The 18,970-nt window shown below is 66.4% G+C and carries 13 protein-coding genes; 3 read left to right on the top strand and 10 right to left on the bottom strand.

The window, feature by feature from the left end; genetic code table 11:
• Positions 1-115: 115 nt before the first annotated feature.
• The 3 genes from OOB33_RS22075 to OOB33_RS22065 all read right to left on the bottom strand — a co-directional run bounded on the left by OOB33_RS22075 (position 116) and on the right by OOB33_RS22065 (position 2,790).
• Positions 116-1,024 carry an alpha/beta hydrolase-fold protein gene (locus OOB33_RS22075; RefSeq protein ID WP_271010238.1) on the bottom strand — a complete coding sequence of 303 codons (909 nt, stop codon included), beginning with the start codon at positions 1,022-1,024 and terminating at the stop codon, positions 116-118.
• A 195-nt stretch (positions 1,025-1,219) separates the two neighbouring features.
• Entirely contained in the window at positions 1,220-2,389 is a 1,170-nt protein-coding gene (locus tag OOB33_RS22070; protein WP_271010237.1) for a hypothetical protein, read from the bottom strand.
• A 47-nt stretch (positions 2,390-2,436) separates the two neighbouring features.
• Positions 2,437-2,790, bottom strand: a complete 354-nt coding sequence (locus tag OOB33_RS22065; protein ID WP_271010236.1) for a PadR family transcriptional regulator — start codon at positions 2,788-2,790, stop codon at positions 2,437-2,439.
• A 298-nt stretch (positions 2,791-3,088) separates the two neighbouring features.
• On the opposite strand from OOB33_RS22065, the gene OOB33_RS22060 reads away from it, so the two are divergent.
• Positions 3,089-4,294, top strand: coding sequence for a PQQ-dependent sugar dehydrogenase (locus OOB33_RS22060; RefSeq protein WP_271010235.1), 1,206 nt, complete (start codon positions 3,089-3,091; stop codon positions 4,292-4,294).
• A 67-nt stretch (positions 4,295-4,361) separates the two neighbouring features.
• On the opposite strand, the gene OOB33_RS22055 is transcribed toward OOB33_RS22060, so the two are convergent.
• From OOB33_RS22055 to OOB33_RS22035, 5 genes are all read right to left on the bottom strand, one after another.
• Entirely contained in the window at positions 4,362-5,519 is a 1,158-nt protein-coding gene (locus OOB33_RS22055) for an acyltransferase family protein (RefSeq protein WP_271010234.1), read from the bottom strand.
• 10 nt (positions 5,520-5,529) lie between these two features.
• Complete coding sequence (locus tag OOB33_RS22050) at positions 5,530-6,222, bottom strand: ABC transporter permease (protein WP_271010233.1); 693 nt, start codon at positions 6,220-6,222, stop codon at positions 5,530-5,532.
• Positions 6,219-7,121, bottom strand: coding sequence for an ATP-binding cassette domain-containing protein (locus OOB33_RS22045; RefSeq protein WP_102766381.1), 903 nt, complete (start codon positions 7,119-7,121; stop codon positions 6,219-6,221). Before OOB33_RS22045 ends, OOB33_RS22050 begins: the two co-directional genes overlap by 4 nt.
• Positions 7,118-7,516 carry a GntR family transcriptional regulator gene (locus OOB33_RS22040; protein WP_223696650.1) on the bottom strand — a complete coding sequence of 133 codons (399 nt, stop codon included), beginning with the start codon at positions 7,514-7,516 and terminating at the stop codon, positions 7,118-7,120. Before OOB33_RS22040 ends, OOB33_RS22045 begins: the two co-directional genes overlap by 4 nt.
• Positions 7,517-7,705: 189 nt before the next feature.
• On the bottom strand, positions 7,706-9,979 hold the full coding sequence (locus OOB33_RS22035; protein WP_271010232.1) for a tetratricopeptide repeat-containing sensor histidine kinase: 2,274 nt from the start codon (positions 9,977-9,979) through the stop codon (positions 7,706-7,708).
• A gap of 266 nt (positions 9,980-10,245) precedes the next feature.
• Between OOB33_RS22035 and OOB33_RS22030 the strand changes: the two genes are divergently transcribed.
• Complete coding sequence (locus OOB33_RS22030) at positions 10,246-14,229, top strand: Kelch repeat-containing protein (RefSeq protein ID WP_271010231.1); 3,984 nt, start codon at positions 10,246-10,248, stop codon at positions 14,227-14,229.
• A gap of 184 nt (positions 14,230-14,413) precedes the next feature.
• Here OOB33_RS22030 and OOB33_RS22025 read toward each other — a convergent pair whose 3' ends face one another.
• Both OOB33_RS22025 and OOB33_RS22020 read right to left on the bottom strand, forming a co-directional pair.
• Positions 14,414-16,447, bottom strand: a complete 2,034-nt coding sequence (locus tag OOB33_RS22025) for a pre-peptidase C-terminal domain-containing protein (protein ID WP_271010230.1) — start codon at positions 16,445-16,447, stop codon at positions 14,414-14,416.
• Positions 16,448-17,057: 610 nt separating this feature from the next.
• Positions 17,058-17,702 carry a hypothetical protein gene (locus tag OOB33_RS22020; RefSeq protein ID WP_271010229.1) on the bottom strand — a complete coding sequence of 215 codons (645 nt, stop codon included), beginning with the start codon at positions 17,700-17,702 and terminating at the stop codon, positions 17,058-17,060.
• Between the two features lie 111 nt (positions 17,703-17,813).
• On the opposite strand from OOB33_RS22020, the gene OOB33_RS22015 reads away from it, so the two are divergent.
• Complete coding sequence (locus OOB33_RS22015; protein ID WP_102766386.1) at positions 17,814-18,959, top strand: hypothetical protein; 1,146 nt, start codon at positions 17,814-17,816, stop codon at positions 18,957-18,959.
• Positions 18,960-18,970 lie beyond the last annotated feature (11 nt).

Here is an 18,970-nt window from a genome sequence, read left to right as displayed (position 1 = left end):
CGGGAGACTGTCCGAGGCGATCCGTTTGAACAAGATCAGGTGCGTGAACGCCTGAAGCGGGCTGTGCCAGCCAGTAAGCAGCGTCGGGCCCCCTTGTTGTGGGTGCAGGACGCCGTCAGCTGGGAAGCAGAAATCGCGCCAGCGAGTCGATGTCGCTCGCGCAGTGGCCGCCGTAAATCGGGTGCCATTCGGTCTGCCAACCCTGAGCACGCGCGCGTTCGATCAGGCGCTGGCTGCCCTCGAAATTGCCATAGCGGTCGTACAGGCCGTTGGAGACGTAGAGCTGCGGACGTGGGCTTGAAGCGGGGAGTTCTTGTTCGATCAAGGCCAGCGGCGAAACGCGCTGCCATTCCGCATCGTCCGTCACATACTGGCGCGCCAGACGGACGACGCCGAAGCCGATCTTGGGGTCGGCGCCCGTGCGCTCCAGCGCAGCCTTCAGCTGGCTCAGGGGTGCGAACGGCGAGTCCACATAGACACCGGGGCACAGCGCGGCCACCTTGGCAAAGTGCTCAGGCCGGCTCAGGCCCAGGATCAAGGCATTGAGTCCGCCCATGGATTCCCCCAGCAGCAAGCGACGCGCCGGGCGACCGTGGCGCGCTTCGATGGCGGCCATGTCGCTGTGGACCTGCTCCAGCAAGCCGCTGGCCTCGGCCTTGCCTTTGGGGGTGAGCAACCACACGGGTCCGTAGGACAGCGTCACCACGGTGGGCGGGCGTTGGCCCATCTGCTGCCAAGCGCCTTGGATCATGGCAGTCATATAGGACGGGTCGTTCCAGATGGTCTCGTCGAGCTTGCGGCCATGCAGGTGGTAGAGCCAGTCGCCATTCACGCCGCCCACATCCCGGTTGATGCAGTAGCGAAGCTGCCCTTCTTGCCCGCATTCCTGCTGTGCCGGCGTAAAGCTCACGGCCTGATCCCTCCAGGGCTGGCTCCAGCGTTGCCAGAGTAGCGCGCTGATGCTGATGAGGGCCAGCAGCAAGACGGCGGCGACAGAGAGACAGGTGCGACGAGAGCGCTTCATGGTGGTTTGGTGTTTCATGTGGGTGGTACCTGCCTGGCTGTACAGGCGGAGTGGCTGAGCGGCCGCGGATGAGACGAGAAGTACAAGCTGCCATGCGGCAGCCTCAACCGAGCTCGGGAGAGCTCCGTCAGAGACGCGGGGCCGCAGGTGAATTAGAGTCGGCTGGGCTTGGGGTGAGGCGAGGTTCTGCCGTGTCTAGCGAGGCTTGAGCCGTCGCCATGGGGCTTTGTGCGACTCTCGCCGGTGTCGGGGCGTATGCGCTGCCTTGCTGGGCGCCTGTGGGCCGGGTTCGGGCCCCGAGACGGCCGCAAGGCTGAGCACATAGCCCAGGATGGCGCTGCCGCCCATGCCCAACAGCGGCGTGGGCAGGAAGCCCGGCAGGCTCATCAACAGAAGGCCGGCCCAGAGCAGGCTGTGTTCGCGTGCGTGCCGGTGGCGCCATCCTGGCAAGACCAAGAGCAGCAGGGCGGCGAGCATCAGCCCCGTCAGCAAAGGCTGAGGGCTGTGCGACCAGGCTTGCAGCAGGACCTGATCGACGAAGGCCTGGCTGCTTGGCATCTGCCAGTGCTGGCTGCTCAAGCCCGCCGCCAGCAAGGCCAGGCAGGCCAGCAAAGCTTCAGCCTGATGAGCCGCTTGAGGCTCGCTTCTTCGCGCGCTGCGCAGCAGCAGCATGAGACCCATCAGCAACAGCCACATCGGCTCCGTTTGCGCCCAGAGCGCGGCGATGGCCAGGAGCAAGCCCAGGCTGCTGCACAGGGGGCGGCTGGCCTGTGCCTGTCCGGCCGGACGATTCGACAGCAAGAGCAGGCTGGGCACGAGCAGCCATACCAGCTGCACGCTCACAGGGCCCAATTGCAGCCAACGCCCGTTCAAGCCCTCGCGGGATTCCAATGCGCAACTCGCCAGCAAGAGGCTGCCCAGCAGGAGGCAGAGCCGCTCGCGCAGGCGCTGTTCTGTTTGTAGCCCTTGTTTGGGCAGCAGGGCCAGGCTGGCCAGGGCAAAGGCCAAGGACAGGCCGTTCATCCAGGGCCAGGACTTGGGTGCGCCCGTCGTGGCCATGAACACGCCACCCACAAGCACCGCCAGGCAGGCGCTTGCGGCGCCGAGGCGGGCCGCGCTTGCTTCATGCACTTGCTTTAGCAAGGTTCCGCCCAGGCCCCGGTGCGCAAGCGCTCCGGTCATGCGCTTGGCGCTCGCTGCAGCCGATTGCCAGTTCGACAAGAGGCGCAGCTTCAGCGCCAGTGCCAAGCAACCAAAGGCGAAACTGCAGGCCGCTCCGGCAGCGCGGATCTCGTCGAGCTCGGCCGCCATGGCTTGCGCCCAGGGCGCCAGTGCCTTGGGCATCAGGGCCAGGCATGCGCGCATCAGCCATCGCGCGAGGACGAGTCGCAACGCGCTTGGTGCGGGATTGCTCATGATGGCTTGGTCGATGAACGCGGCGCGACCGCCCAGCCGGTTTGCAGCTCAGCGGCCCGGCGCCGAGCCCGCGCTTGGTCGAGTGCTTCGCCCATGCCGGCCAGCCAAGCGCGGCCCGCTTCCGTCAAGCGGTAGGCGTGGCGTGGCGGCCGGCCCGGTGTGGGCGACTCCTGCCACACCGCCTCGAGTTGGCCTTGCGCTTCAAGCCGCATGAGCAGGGGGTACAAGGTGCCGGATTTGATGTCTGCCTGCGTCGCGATGTCGTAGCCATGACGCCATTCTTCGCCGGCGTCGGCCAAAACCAGCAGCACGGCCAGGGCCTGCTGTGAGGGTGCTCGTGTTCGTGTCATTCGATAACTCTACATATGTAGAGTTAGTGGGTCAAGCGTCGACTGCAGCGAGATCGCCCTGGCCCTAGCGGTCGAGGCGGACGTGGTGGAGGCGGTGGATATGGGCAAGACCACTCACCCGCGGCCAGCGCTGAAAGAAGACGTCGGGCTGGCAGCGGAAGCGGCGAGATCCATGGCGAGACCCGAGCCCTGAAAGGGAGGTTGTCGGGGCTCGTGTTGCCGGATCTGGCCCGGCGTGTGCGCTTGAAAGGAGGCCGGCATAGACTCCCGGCAAGCATTGCCACCGGAGACCGCCGCCATGACCACTCGACCCTCGATTTGCACCCTGGCTTGCATTGCCGTCTCGTTCTTGGTTGCTTGTGGTGGAGGGGGAAGTTCCGTCGCGGCGGAACCCAGCCCAACGCCTGCACCGACGCCCGCCCCAACGCCCGCCCCAACGCCCGCACCCACCCCGGCCGCGCCGCAGCTGAGCACCTTGCGCAGCGATTTGCAAAGCCCCTGGGGCATGGTGCAACTGCCCGACGGCCCGTGGCTGGTGACGCAAAAGAGCGGCAGCCTGCTGAGGCTGCCGGCCAGTGGCCAGGGGGCTTCGGTCGCGATCAGCGGCGTGCCTGCGGTGGCGTCGGCGGGGCAGGGCGGTTTGCTCGATGTGGCCATCGACCCGGACTTTGCGAGCACGCCCTGGGTCTACCTCAGCTATGCCGAGCCGGGGCAGGGTGCGGAAGCCGGCAAGTCCGGCACGGCCGTGGCCCGCGGGCGTCTGGTCGGCAATGCGCTGCTGGAGCTGACGGTTATTTTTCGGCAAGCGCCCAAGGTCAGCGGCAGCGGCCATTTCGGCTCGCGCCTGGTGTTCGCACGGGACAAGAGCCTGTTTGTGGCTCTGGGCGAACGTCAGCTGGGCTCGCCGGCGCAAGACCTGACGCAAACCCTGGGCAAGGTGGTGCGCATCCAGCGCGATGGCAGCATCCCCAGCGACAACCCCAGCTTCGGCTCAGGCGCCCGTGCCGGCCTTTGGAGCATTGGTCACCGCAACCCTCAGGGCGCGGCCTTGCATCCGGCCACGGGCGAGTTGTGGGTCAGCGAGCATGGCCCGCAGGGCGGTGATGAGATCAACATCGCCCGGGCCGGCGCCAACTACGGCTGGCCGGTCAGGAGCTATGGTTGCAATTACGGGGATCCGGTGGGTGAGGCCTGCCGCATCGGCGGGGGCGTGCATGCGCCGAGTTATGTGGAGCCTCTGAGCTACTGGGTGCCGGTGTCGGTGGCGCCGGCCGGCTTGGTCTTCTACACCGGCAGCATGTTCCCGGAGTGGCAGGGGCAGCTCTTTTCGGGCTCGCTGGCGGGACAGGCCTTGTGGCGCCTGCAATTGAACGGCAACACCGTGCAATCGCGCACCGAGATGTTCAAGGACCAGGGCGAACGCATTCGCGATGTGCGCCAGGCCGCCGATGGCGCCTTGATGCTCTTGACCGACAGCGGCAAGCTGATGCGCTTGGCGCGGTGACTGAGGCGGCGACATGATTTGCTGGGGCTACGCCCTTGATGGCGCGCCCCGGCTTGGCGTTGCCGCGTCACTCAAGGCCCGAGTTGCAGTTCGCAGCGGCTTGCCGATCCTTGGGATTGATCCAGCCCTTGCGACCCAATAGCCATCGCCCCACCACGCCATGCCGAATCAAGGCCTCGAAGCTTCCCAGCGCCAGCGCCAGAGTGAGCGCCAGCACCAGGGGCAGTTTGACCCACCAGGGCCAGGGCTGGTCCATCAGCGCCAGTTGGAGCGCCAGCGCAATGGGCAGGTGCACGAGGTAGACCCAGTACGATGCATCTGCCAGATGCGTGAGCCAGGCTCGGCGGACCGAGCCGCCCAGCCGCTGTGCCCAGCCGAGCAGAGCCAGGCAGCCCCAGACGGAGCCCAGTGCCCCCGCGGCCGCCACCGGCCATGAAGCCGAAGCGCCAGGGGCAGGCAACAGCAGCAGGTAGGCGCAGGCAGCCAGTCCAAAGCCTGCAGCCAAGCTCCCGGCCCATCGGGCCTGGGCCAGGCGTTCCCACCAGGCCGCGCTGCTCGCCCCCATTGCATAGAACGCACCGTAGAAGCACAGGGCCCAGAACTGCGGCAGCAAGGCCTCCGGTGCAGGGTGCGGGGCTGGCACTGCGTGCAAGAGTGGCAGCAGGATCAGGGGAAGCGCGCTCACCCAATACTTCAGCGGCAATTCACGCAGCCGCGCGGCCCAGGCGGGAGGGGCCAAAGTGCGCGCCACCCAGGCCAGCAAGGTGAACCACAGCAGATACAGCAGAAACCAGAGGTGGCCTGTGCCCGGTGGCGGCAAAGTCCAGCCCTGGTCCATGGCGCGCCTGATCAGCTGCAGCAGGGGTGAGGGGTGCGCGACGTGGTCCAAGGCCCACCTGAGCAAGGCGCCCATCGCCAAGTGCAGCAACGGCACTCCGATGAGCAGCGGCACGGCCAGGCGACGCAGGCGAGAACTCAAGAACCCGGCCGAGCCCCGTTGCGCCCAATGCCTGGCGGCGAAGAAGCCAGCCAGCCAGAAGAACACCGGCATGCGCACCAAGTGCAGCGGCCACAAGAGCAGGTCCAAGGCGGGGGCTTGGGATCGATCGGCGGTGGGCCACAGCGCAGCCACCAAAGGGCTGTGCGCCAAGGCGACGTGAAACACCACGCCGGCCAACATGGCCCCGGCACGCAGGGCATCCAAGGCGTGCAAGCGTGGCGGCATGGAGCGCCGCTCAGTAGAACGCGGGCTTGCGGAGGTGGTGCCAACCGGTGTTCAGCATCAACGCCAGACTCAAGAGCAGTTGCGCGCCGAGGATGAGCAGCACTTGCCAGCTCCACACGACCACAGGGCCTGACCAATGTCGAGCGATGTCAGGCACCTGGCTCAAGCCGGCCATCAGCGGATTGATGAGCGCCGAGCCGGTGATCATCACGAAGATGTTCCAGCCCTCTGATTCCACGCGCATGGCCACGGCGAGAGAGAAGCAAAAGGCCAGCAGGAGGTGGCCGGCCAGCAGCAGCACCAGGGTCAGCAGGCCGTCGGGCAAGGGGGTCCACAGCGTGATGGCCACGGCTCCAGCTGTGAGCAGCACGAAGGGAACGCCAAAGGTCACGAGGTTGCCCAGCAGTTTGCCCAGGTAGAAGTCCAGCGGAGTGACGGGCAGGCTCATCACGAAAGCCAAGGTTTTCTCCTTGCGTTCGTTGATGAGGGCGGTGCTGACGGCGAAGCAGGACGCCGCCACCATCACGATGATGAGCAAGAGCGATCCCAGGTAGAAACTCCAGCTCTGCGCATGGCCCATCAAGGCCAGGGCCAGGACACCGGCGCCCACATAGGCGGCCAACTGCTTCTCGAACAATTGCCAGTCCTTCTGGACGAGTGCTCGGATGACAGGCCATTGGGGGGTGAAGGGTGAGGGGTTCATGCTGTCGCTCCGCTGTGCTCGCGTACGGTGCTTACGAAGATGTCTTCCAGGGTCAGGGGGGTGATTTGATGGATCTGCATGCCCCGAGCCTGCAATCGCTCTTGCAAGCCCGGACTGAAGGCGCGCACGCGCAACTCCACCAGAGAGCCATTGCGACGGCACTGCGCCACTTCGGGCCAGTCGCCCAAATCGTCCGGCGCGTACCCGTGGCCGACGATGCGGCGCCAGCGCTCCAGGTAGCTGTCCTTGGCCTCGTCGGTGAGCAGTCGCCCTTGATGCAAGAACGCGATGCGATCCGCCAAGCGCTCCACTTCGCCCGTCTGGTGCGAGGAGAACAGCACACTGCGGCGCTCGTCCATCAGCACCTCGGCCAAGGCGTCCAGCACCTCGGCGCGCGCCACCGGATCGAGTCCCGTGGTCGGCTCATCGAGCAAGAGCAGGCGAGTGCGACGGGCCAGCACCAGCAGCAAGAGCGCTTTGACGCGCTGACCATGCGAGAAGCCCGCCACGCGCTGGTCGGCCGGCAGGTCAAAGCGACGCCGCAGGTGCTCAGCGTAGGCGCCGTCCCATTGCGGCACCATGCGGCGCACAAAGTCGAAATGCCATGACAGAGTCTGCGAGCCATACATGCGCATGTCTTCCGAGGCCAAGGCCGTGTGCTGCTTGGCTTGCACCTGCTGCTCCGGCAAGCGGTGGCCCAGCACCTCCAGCTGCCCGCCATCGGCCAGGCTCAGGCCTGCAAGCAGGCGCAGCAGCGTGCTCTTGCCGGCGCCGTTCACGCCCACCAGGCCCATGATCTGGCCTTCGGCCAGCTCGAGATCCAAGGGATGCAGGGTGAATGCCTCATAGCGTTTGCTGACGCCCCGCAGGGCAAAGGCGGGAACCGGGGAGGGGCTCATGAGGAGGCTCCATCAGTGGCGCGTTGGGCGCGCCGGGTTTGGATGAGATCGTGGAACTCGGCGTCGCTCAGACCCAGGCGCTCCGCACTGGCCAAGGCTTGATCGAGGTGAAGAATCAGTTCGGCCTGTTGCTGCGCGCGTGGTGCGTCGGTGGAGTCGGCGACGAACGAGCCCTTGCCATGCCGAGTGATGATCACGCCGGCATGCTCCAGCTCAAGGTAGGCGCGTTTGACGGTGATGACGCTGACGCCGTTGGCTGCTGCCATCTCGCGGATGGACGGCAGTGCGGTGCCGGCTGGCCAATCACCGGATAGCACCTTGATGGTGACCTGCTCGACGATTTGCCGGTACATCGGCTGGGCGTCGGAGGCCGACAGAAACAGTTCAGCGCTCACTCGATCAATCACTGGGTATATTGTCTATACACAGTATATACAGTGAAGCCTGTTGATTCCAAGCCGCACCGTGATCCCTCAAGAACCGGTCGGTGGCCTTTTACCCGGCCCAGCCGCGCGCTTCTTGCGAAACCGAGTACGGGCCTGAGACTCGGCAGGGTGCGTGATGCGCTTGGGGTGGAGCGCTGTTCAAGGCATGGAGGACCGGGCGTCGCCCAGCTCCAGCACGAAGCAAGTGCCCTGACCGGGTGTGCTTTGAACGCTGAGGCTGCCACCCAGCCGGGCCAGGGCCAGGTTGTGGCAGACATGCAGGCCCAGGCCGCTGCGGCCCTGGCCGAAGCGGGTGCTGAAGAAGGGCTCGAAGATGCGGCCCAGGTCGGCCTCGGCGATGCCGCAGCCGTTGTCGCTCAGGCTCAGGCGAAAGCCGGCTCTGCCGGGCCGTGGTTCGAGCTGCAGGCGCAGCCGGCCTTCGCTGCGACCCACGAACGCATGCAACCGGGCATTGCGGCACAGCTCGGCCAGCAGCTGTTGCAAGGCCACCGGGTCGCTGTCGAGTTCCAGCCCGGCATCGATTTGGAGCTCCAGTTCGAGCTTGAGCCCTTGCTCCTGCAAGGCCTCGTGCTGGCAGGTTTGCAGGGCCGCTTCACACAGCGGGCGCAGGCTGAAGCGGCGCCGAGCCTCGGTGGTGGAGTCCACCGCGATCTGCTTGAACTGCTCGACCAAAGCGGCGGCTCGGCTCAGATTGCGGGCCAAGAGCTCAGCCGACTGGCGGGCGTGCAGCAGGTAGTCGTCCAGGGCACTGCGGCGCAGGGCCTGCGCCTGAACGGCCTGACTCAGCGCTTCATTGCGCGCCTGCCAGTGGCTGGCGGCCATCATGCTGTTGCCGATCGGGGTGTTGAGCTCATGGGCAACACCGGCCACCAACTGCCCCAGGGCCTGCAACTTGCCTTGTTGCACCCGCTGTGCCATTTCGCGCATCAGGGCATCAGCGCGGCGAGCTTGCTCGGCCGCTTCGGCGCGGGCCTTGTCGGTTTGGTGCAGGGCTTGCATGGCCAGCACACGTTGGTTGGCCAGCTCGGTCTGGCTGCGCTGTCGGGCGGCGTTGGCGGCGCGTGAAAGCTGGTAGGCCTGGGCCATGTCGCCGGCTGCAGCCCAGGCGTCGGCGAGTGCTTCGGCCAGCTCGCTCGGGATTTCAAAACCAGGCAGGGTCTCGGCCAGGGCTTGAGCTTGCAACAGGTGGTGCAGGGCGGCGTTGGGCGCCGTGCTGCCGGGTGGGCATGGCAGCGCAGGGTGGCGTGTGTGGAGGCTGGCCAGTGCGCGCAAGGCCTCAATCTGGCGGAAGGCATGGCCGCTGGCGGTGGCGCGCTCCAGGGCCCGCAGGGCGCAGGCCAGGGCCTGCTCGGACCGATCCAGCAGGGACAGGGCTTGCGCCTGGCCGCGCAGCGCAAAGATGGCCAGATCGGGCTGCGTCTGCGCTTGCGGGTGCTGCCCCAGCTGTTCGAAGGCCTCCAGTGCCGCCGCGGCTTCGGCGCGGTCCAGCGCAAGATCGCCCTCGCATTTCAAGGCAATCGCGAACGGGCGCGAGGTCGGTGCTTTGGACAAGAGCGCCAGCGCTTCCTGTACCGCCTCCTGGGCGGCGTCCAGCCGTCCGAGGCGGCGCAAGGTATCCCCCAGCTGCGCCAGGCTGTAGCCCATCAGCTGCGGCCAGGCGCGCTCACGCACCAGGGCCAGGGCACGTTCCATCCAGTGCAACGACTGCTCGTAGGCGCCGAGATTGTTCAAGGCATCGGCCGCGTTGTGGATGGCCACCACGGCGCGCTGCACCTGGCCAGAGGCCAGGGCGAACTCGCAGGCCAGCAGCCGTTCGGCGGCGGCCCGCCCGTAGTCGCTGCGCTGGGCTGCCAGGGTGCCGCGCAGCTCATGGGCCCAGGCTTTGGCCCCGAGTGGCCATGCATCAATTGCTTCCTGGCCGGGGGCGCCGCGTGCCCGCCCTGCTGCAGGGTCGGCAAAGGTACGCAGCAAATCCCCCCACAAGCCTGCCGCCAGTCCGCGCAGCGAATCTTTGCCGGCCCGCTCACGGACCTCATCCAGAAACGGCAGGGCCTGGGGCTGGCGGCCCTCGAGCACGGCTTGCAGGGCTTGCAACCAGGCGCAGTCCGCCAAGCCTTCAGGGTCGGCCGTCTGACTGAACCCCGCGCGGGCTTCATGCAAGGCTGCGCGCGCGGCGTCGGGCTGGATTGCCAGCAGGGCTTGTTCGGCGCGCACCAGCGCCAGGCGAGCGCGATCCCCCGCGCTCAGCGCGATCGGCTGGGCCAGCAGGGCGCTGGCCAATTGCTGGGCCGCCGCCGGCTCACGCTGGCGCTGATGCCAGCACAGTGCCACCCGTTCGTCCAGCGACGCGGCCCCCTGCCCAAGCTTGCTCAGCAGGGCTTGATAGCGCGCCTCGTCGATGAACAAGTCCATGGTGCCTGGAAGCATAAGCCAGACGCTGTGTCGGTGGGCGCGCGGAGGTGAGGGCGAGATGCTGAGGACAAGAGAGGTCGGCACCACTCAAACGAGGGGGGGGCAGCCTGCAAGTGCGGACTTTCACCACGGGTTCCCCCTGACTAAGGGGGCGTTCAAGAAATGGTGGATGACGTACGCTTCCAAAGTTGCCCGGCGTGCCGGGCTTTGCCCTTTTTCAAAGCTTCATGGGACAGCATATGTACAACGACAAGCGAACCAGATCCGTGATCACGCTTCTGGCGCTCGGACTTGCCGCAGGCGGCAGTTGGGCCGGCAATCTGGTGGCCACCTGGACCAAAAAAGCGCCGTTGGAGCCCTTCCGTTCGGCCACCAGCCCGGGCCCGCGCGCCTGGACCTCCATGGACTTTGACTCCCTGAATGGCAAGCTGATGCTGTTCGGAGGCAGTGCTTCGGGCTTTGTGGCCGACATCTGGCAGTACGACACCGTCGCCGACCAGTGGACCGCCATCGAGAACCCCGCGGATCACTGCCCGGGTACCTTCGGTTTCTCCGGCCCGGACGGTCGAGACACCCAGGTCACGATTTACGACGACTACAACCACCTGTACTGGTCGCTCTCCGGCGGTGGCTACAAGTGCACCGGCACCCGTGCCACGATGCGCACCGCTCAGGCCGGGACCAACACGACTACCGTGGTGGACTCCTCGCTGCCCAGCGATGTGACCTCGGACCACTTCAAGGACTGGACCGTCGCCACCGGCTACGGCAAGGCCTATGTCCAGTCCTACGACTCGATCACCAAGACCCTGACCTTGGCCAGCCCGGTCTACGGCCTGGCTCCGGGCTCGACCTACCAGATCAAGGTGTGGACCGATGGCGGTTCGTGGTACTACTCGCCCGTCACCCGCCAATGGGCGGCGCTGCAGCTGGCCCACTACGGATACACCGGCCCGACGCCCCATGTGGGCTATGGCTCGAACACGCCGGCGGCGGCCTACTCGACGGCCGACAAGGCCATCGTCATGTTCGGCGGCTCCATCAACGGCGTGTCGCTGAATGAAACCTGGGTGCTGGATGCCCGCACCAAGACCTGGGCGCTGAAGAAGCCGAATGCAGAAGTCGGCCCGTACAAGCGCAATGAAATCAGTTCGGGCATGGTCTACGACTCGGTCAACGATGTCTTCATTCTGTACGGCGGCCGTTGCGACGGTTCCGACACCCGCTGCCCGGGTGGCAAGGGCCCCTTGGGCGACACCTGGGCCTACAAGCTGTCGACCAACACCTGGACGCAGATGATCACCCCCGTGAGCCCGCCGGCTCGCATGGGCCACCAGATGTCCTTCGACAAGGAGCATGGGGTGGTGGTGATGCACGGCGGTACCTCGGTGCGCGACTTCTACGCGACCGTGCCGACGACGGCAGAGCTGTTGGCTGACACCTGGATTTACGACTTTGCCAAGAACACCTGGACCGAAGTGACCCCAGCTGTGTCGCCGCCGGCGCGTTATCTCGCCATGATGGCCTTTGACCCGATCGCCAAGGTGTCCGTGCTCTACGGTGGCCGCGAGCCGGGCCAGAGCATTCAAGGCAGCGTCTGGCATCTGAGCCTGGCGGATTCGGACAGCACGGTCAATCAGGCGCCCCAGGCTGCATTCAGCGTGTCGCCGGCCACGGGTTCGCTGAACACCACCTTCGCATTCGACGCCTCGACCAGCCGCGACATCGACGGCTCCATCGTGTCCTACGCCTGGAACTTCGGTGATGGCAGCGGCGCCGAAGGCGCCACTGCCAGCCACCGCTATGCCGCAGCCGGCACTTACACCGTGCTGCTGACCGTGACCGATGACCGCGGCGAAAGCGCGCAGAAGTCCATCAATGTCGTGGTGACGGACAAGGACGTCACCCCCGACGCATTCAGCTTTGCCAGCGCCACCAATGTGGCCCTGAACAGCTGGGTGGTGTCGGCTCCGGCGACCATCGCCGGCATCGATGCTGCAGCCCCGATCCAGGTCACCGGCGGTGAGTACAGCTTGGACGGCGGCGCCTTCACCAGCGCCCCCGGCACCGTGCTGGCCGGTCAGGTGCTGCGCGTGCGTGTGATGAGCGCCAACACCAACTCGACCACCCGTGGTGTCACCGTGGTGGTGGGTGGCTTCTCGGCCAGCTTCAACACCACCACCGTGGCCGCCAGCGGCGATGTCAAGCCTTTCGTCTTCAACCCCGAGTCGAACGCAGCCCTGAACACCCTCGTGTCTTCGGGCACGGCCACCATCACCGTCACCGGCCCGACGCCGATCTCGGTGGTGGGCGGTGAGTACAGCATCAGCGGCGGCGCCTTCACCAGCGCAGCCGGCACCGTGACCAACGGTCAGGGTGTGCGTGTGCGTCTGCTCAGCAGCACCAGCTTCGGCAGCACCAAGACGGCAGTCGTGACGGTGGGCTCGCTCAGCGTGCCTTTCAACGTGACGACCATGGCGGAAGACATCACCCCTGATGCCTTCGCCTTCGTTCCGGTGCCAAGCGCTGCGCTGAACACGCAGATCATCTCGAACAGCATTGGCATTTGGGGTGTGAACACCGCCACGCCGATCAGCATCGTGGGCGGTGAGTACAGCATTGCCGGTGCCCCGTACACCTCCGCGCCAGGCACCGTGGTCAAGGGTCAGACCTTGCGCGTGCGAGTCAACAGCGCTGCTGCGTATGGAGAGACGACCCGTGCCACCTTGACCGTCGGTACGGTCAACGCCGTGTTCAATGTCACGACGGCCAATCTGGACACCACGCCCGACGCTTTTGCCTTCCCCGCAGTCACGGGCGCGGCCCTGTCGACCCAGACGGCCTCGGCCGGTGTCATGATTCGCGGCATCAACGGCCCGACGCCGATCAGCGTGACCGGCGGTGAATACAACATCAATGGCGGCGCCTTCACCAGCGCGGCTGGGACGGTCTTGTCGGGTCAGACCGTGCGTGTGCGTCAGCTGAGCAGTTCCAGCTACGGCGCGACCAACACCACGGTGCTGAACATCGGCGGCGTTACCGCAGGTTTTGCAGTGACCACCTCGGGTGTCGACACCACCCCGGCGGCCTTCAGCTTCGCTGGCCTCAGCAATGTCGACCTGGGCGTCTGGATCACCTCGCCGGTGGTCGTCGTCACGGGCATCAACGCGCCCACGCCGATCAGCGTGACGGGCGGTGAGTACAGCATCAATGGCGCAGCTTTCACCAGCGCGCCCGGTATGGTCAACAACGCTCAATCGGTGCGTGTGCGCGTCACCAGCAGCAGCCAGCATTCCACCGCCAGCACGGTGAGCCTGAATGTGGGTGGTGTGAATGGCAGCTTCACGGCCGTGACAGCGGCTCCCGACACCGAGCCACTGGCTTTCACTTTCCTGGCCAATGTGTCCGCATTGCCCAACACGGTGGTGGTGTCAGAAAGCAAGGTTGTGGCGGGCATCAACACGGCAACGCCGATCAGCGTTGTCGGCGGTGAGTACAGCATTGCGGGCGGTGCCTTCACCTCGGTGGCCGGCAGCATCACCAAGGGGCAGTCGGTTCGGGTTCGCCTGACCACCGGTCCTGAGTATCAGACCAGCCAGAGCGTGACCTTGACCGTGGGCTCTTACAGCACCCGCTTCGATGTCACCACGGCCGTGGCCGATCGCGTCCCGACGCCGTTCTCCTTCGACCCGATCTCGGGTGTGCTGGTCAACACGGCCGTGACCTCGTCGACCCGCACGGTCAACGGCATCAATGCGCCCACTCCGATCTCCATCGAAGGCGGTGAGTACAGCATCAGCGGTGCTGCCTTCACCAGCGCACCGGGTACCGTGTTGAATGGTCAGGGCATCCGTGTCCGCGTCATCAGCAGCAGTGCCTTCGTGTCCACCAAGCGGGCTGTGGTCACCATCGGTGGTGTCAGCGGCAACTTTGACGTCACCACCGTGGCGGAAGACCCGGTTCCTGATGCCTTTGCCTTCACCGAGGCGACCAACGTCACCCTGGACACCTGGGTGTCTTCGTCGTCGGCCGGCATCTGGGGCATCAACACGGCAGCCCCGGTCAGTGTGGAGAACGGTGAGTACAGCATTGCAGGCGCGGCATTCACCAGCGTGCCTGGCACCATCACCAAGGGTCAATCGATCCGCGTCCGTGTGCGCAGCAGCAATCAGCCGCTGACCACCGCGACCGCCACGCTCAATATCGGCGGCTTCCAGGTCCCCTTCAAGGCGACCACCCGCGCCCAGTGAGGATGGCGCCCCGGGGTTTGCACCCTGGGGTCCGCGAGCGACGCATCCGCTCTGGCGGCGAACTCGTGAGTGAGATAGCTTGAAAGAAAAGGCCCGGCTCCTTCAGGAGTCGGGCCTATTTTCTTGATGCAGCAAGGGGTAGCGTTTGAGGGAGGGCAAGACTTGCCTGGCCTTGCCCCTGGGCTCACTTGAGATCCAGCGTCAGCCCCGAGAAGCTGCTGTAGGCGCGCAGGCCAATGTGGATGGTTTCACCGGCGTTGACGGTCAGCGTGCAGGTTTCCTTGTTGGTGCTGCCGTTCGAGCGACATTGGTAGTTGCTGGTGTCCGGGGCTTCGGCGCGGCGCAGGTAGAGGTCGGCATCGCCGCTGCCGCCACTGGTGCTGAAGGTGACACTGCTGCGGCCGGCCGGCACCGTGTAGACATAGCGCAGCCAGTTGCCCTTGGTGGCGGCCAGGCCGGTCTTGGGATAGCCGCTGTTGCCGACCTGCAGGCTGGCCAGCAGGTTCACGCCGGTGAAGGCAGTGCTGGCCACCAGCTTGATGTAGGCCGTGCCCGGGGCGGCCAGCAGCAGCGTGCAGTTCTCGGTGTTGCCGCTCAGGGCCGGGCGGCAGTCGTACTGCGTGCTGGTCGGTTCGGCGCCGGCGCGCACATAGAGGTCGGCATTGCCGCTGTTGCCCGCGCCGCCGCTGATGCCGACCAGAACCTGGGTGCCGGGTTGTGTGGTCTTGATGAAGTAGCTCAGGGTTTGATCCTTGGCCGCGCCCAGGTTGTTGACGGGCACTCCAGACTGCAACTCCAGCGGCGTGTTGTTGGACAGTACCAAGTCCTGGCTCTTGCTGCCGCTGGCGCCGCGATCGTCGGTGACGCTCAGGGTGGCGCTGTAACGCCCCGCCTGCAGATAGCTGTTGCTGACCTGGGCGCCGCTGGCGGTGCGGCCGTCACCGAACTGCCAGTCGTAGCGGGTGATGCGGCCATCGCTGTCGCTGGAGGCGCTGCCGTTGAAACTGCAAACCAGGCCGTTGCAGCTGCTGCTGAACTCGGCCACGGGTGGCCGATTGCTGCCATTGCCGCCATCGTCTCCACCTGGCACCTGGTTGTTGAAGTGGCTGGCCACCTGGGGCCAGATCTTGCTGATCTGCACGCCTTGGTTGGTGCAACCGCCGAAGTGGTGCAGGGCCAGCACCTTGCGGCTGCCGGCTGCAATTACCGGTGAGCCCGAGGAGCCGCCCTCGGTGTCGCAGTAGTACGCGACGTCGGTGCCCGAGGCGTTGCCCGCCACCGAGGCACTGTCGATCTGGCAGGCTGCGCCGCCGTTTTGGTCGCTGGTGACGGCGAGCTGCTTGGGCTTGCCGCCGCCATGCTGTGCGATGAAGATCGGCTCACCTTTGACCGCGGACCGTGGGTCCAGGCCGAGGTAGCCAAAGCTGGCCACCTTGGCGAAGTCATTGATGGTGAAGAGCGAGTAGTCCAGCGTGGCATCGGTCTTCAGCAAGGTCTGGCCGGTGACCTTGGTGACCGTCGCCATGGCGCTGCCGCCGCAGCCGCTGCGCTGATAGTTGAACCAGATCTCGGTGTTGGCCAAGGTGGTCTGGGTCGACAGGCAGTGGTTGTTGGTGAACATGCGGTTGTCGGCGCCGACCCGCCAGCCGGTGCACAGGCCGCTGCCGGCCATCAGGAGCCGTGCCACCGGGCGGCTGCGATCCACGGCACCGGCGTGGCTGGCAGCCAGGCAGACCGGATCGCGGCGTTCGTCGCCGCCACACACGGACAGTGGGGCCGGGCCCGAGCCAGGGCCGCGTCCAGCGGCCTCGTCAGCGTCGATCTGCCCGGCATGGAAATGGTCGATGTGCAAGGCATGGTCGGGCCCCCAGCGCACGCCGGCCGGCAGCACCAGGGTCAGGCGGGCGCGCTCGCCGAACACCGACATTGCGGCAAACTGCCGCAATCCGTCTTCACCGAGGCTGCGATCGAAGGTGCGGTTGTCGGCGCGCGCAGGTTCGGCCTCATAACGATGAAGTTCCTGGCCATCGGCCGAACTCACCAGCACATAGGCGCCCTTGGGCAGGCGGAAATCGGCGAAGTGCAGCTTGATGAAATCGGCGCCAGCCTTGTGGAACTGCCGCTCGATGCGGCGCTCGCGGGCTGTCTGAGCGGCTGAGGCTGAGGCCTCGCTTGCCTCGGCGTCCAGGCGCTGCTCGCTGGGCCAGCTGCGCGCCACGGTCAGTGGCCGGGCAGCGAAGGTGCCCGGAAGGGCCGCAGGGTTCGTCCTGGCCGCGTCGGTCCGGCCTGTCTCGGCCTGCACCGTCACGGGCAGAAGGCTGCTCAGACTGGCAGCAAGGGCGAGCCCGGAAAGGCTCAAGCTGGATAGGTGTCGCATGGAGAAGGCTCTTTCTCGACAAACATGTCGCGTGAGGTGAAGCCGCAGGACGGACGGATGGGTGGATGGATCGCGCCTGCAGCGGCGCCGGGACCGCTCGACACCGGCCCGCGCATGATGGACACAAGCCCGTGCGGCGACATGTGTAAGTTCTGACAGGGCTGGGCCCGCTGCACTGTCCCCAGCCTCTGTGGACAAGTGCGTGGGCAAGCTGCGGGCGGTGGCTGCAAGTGTCTGATCCGATTGAGTTTTTCTTGCCCTGCTGCGAAATCGAGCAATGTGGATGCAGCCCCCGCAAACGGCCGGCCCCAGCCCTCGGCGGAGCTTGTCCCCGAGCGCTGTGGACAAGTCCGTGGGCAAGCTGCGGGCGAGCCCGGCAAGTGCTTGATGCCAAAGGGAGAAACTTGTCCTGCCGCGAAATGAGGCAGGTGCTGGGCTGGGGTGTCCGGCTTCAGCGGCCGCGCGCCGGCAGCCTCAGGGGCGGCAGGCTGGCGCAGTTGGCCACGCCGTAACGATCCACCCGAACGCGGTAGCGGGCTTTCTCGGGTCGAGTCTGCCAGTCTTCCAGGCTTTGCCGGCAGCTCCACTGCCGCCCGTCACTGGCACGCAGCTGCAGCTCGTAAAAGCTTTGCCGCTTGCCCAAGCGTTCTTCGCCCAGACCCTGGCGTTCGGGGTCGCCGGGGCGCAGATCGGGCCGGGGCCATTGCGGTGCCTCGGGCGCCTGGCCTTGGCGCAGCGCCAGGTACGAGGTGCGCCATTGCAGGGCGCGATAGTGGCAATGCTCCAGGGCACCGCTGCGTTGGCCGCTGGGGTCGCTGTCGAGCAGGCGGCGGCTCAGCAACTGGGCGCCCTCGGGCATCTCGTCACACCAGCCGCTGCCGGTTTCCAGGGTGCGGCGCTCCACCTCGATCTCCAGCCGCCAGGTCTTGGCCACCTGCTCCACCTTCAGCCCCTCGGGGCCGAACACCCAGCTCGACAGAGCCAAGAGCCCGCCCCCGGCCAGCATCAGCGCCAGGCCGCGCCACAGGCGCGTGGGCGCAGGTCGGGTGGCTGCGTGGGGGGCTTCAAGAAGGTGGGCATCGTGGCGCTTGCGCATGGTGCGATTGTCGGTGAGCGTGTCGCGCGGGCTGCACCGCCGCCATGACGGCGGTCTGTCGCCCCGCTTTGCGTCTATATTTGCGCGCAATCCAATCAGCGAGGGAGACCTGTGGCTGCGATCTCGAAGAGCAAGCGCGCATTGATCACGGTGGCGGTGGCTGCGGCCTTTGGTGGCAGCCTGTTCCTGGCGCTGCGGGGGCAGAAGCAGGAGGCTCAGGCGCAGCTGGAAGCGGCCGAGCAGGCTGCCGTGCTGCCGCTCAAGGGCTTGATCGCCTTGGATGTGGAGACCTTCTTCAAAGACCCGCGCGTGGTCCAACGTTTGGCTGCCGCGCGCCTGCCAGTCAGCGTGTCCCGGGTTGGCAGCCGCGACATGGCGGCCAAGCTCGACGGCGCCAGCCGTGACACCGCAGCCGATTTCTTCTTCCCCTCCGGTGTGGTGGCCGCCAACCAGGTGGTCGATGCCGCCCGTAAGGCCCAGCTGCCCGTGGCCCAGCTCGCGCCCTTCCACACGCCCATGGTGGTGGCCTCCTGGGAGCCGGTGGCGCGCATCCTGGTGGCCAACGGCCTGGCCAAGCCGCTCTCGCCCAAGGTCTATGGCCTGGACATGGCGGCCCTGACCCAGCTGATGCTGGCCAAGAAGAAGTGGAAAGAGCTCAAGGACGCGGGCGCCTACGAGGTCAGCCGCAGCGTGCTGGTCTCCACCACGGATCTTCGCCGCAGCAACTCGGGCGCCATGTACCTGGCCCTGACCAGCCAGGCCTTGAACGGCGATGTCGTGACCGACCGGCCGACCGCCCGCGCCACCGCCCTCAAGCTGGCCGAGCTGTTCAAGCGCCAGGGCTACCAGGAAAACTACGTCAACGGCAACTTCGACGACTACGTGGCCATCGGCATGGGCAAGACGCCGCTGGCCTTCATCTACGAGAACCAGCTGGTCAGCCATGCCCTGGCCAAAAAAGGCGTCAGCGCGGACATGGTGCTGCTCTACCCGCAGCCCACCATCGTCAACAAGGTGGTGTTCGTCTCGCTGAACGAGCGGGCCAAGGCCCTGGGCGAGCTGCTGGCCAACGATGCAGAGCTGCAGGGCATTGCGGTCGAGTACGGTTTCCGCATCGCCGACACGGCCCGCTTCGTCAAGACCGTGCAGGCCACGGGCCTGGGCGTCGAGCCGCGGCTGACCCAGGTGGTGGACCCGCCGTCTTTTGAATTGATGGCCGAGATGATCGAGGTGGTGGCCCAGGAGATGGCGCAATGATCCGCGTGAAC

Source organism: Paucibacter sp. B51 (assembly GCF_027863535.1).
GTDB classification, from domain to species: Bacteria; Pseudomonadota; Gammaproteobacteria; order Burkholderiales; family Burkholderiaceae_C; genus Paucibacter_A; species Paucibacter_A aquatilis.
The sequence above is the reverse complement of the archived record's forward strand: the minus strand, read 5'-3'. Positions and strand labels throughout refer to the sequence as shown.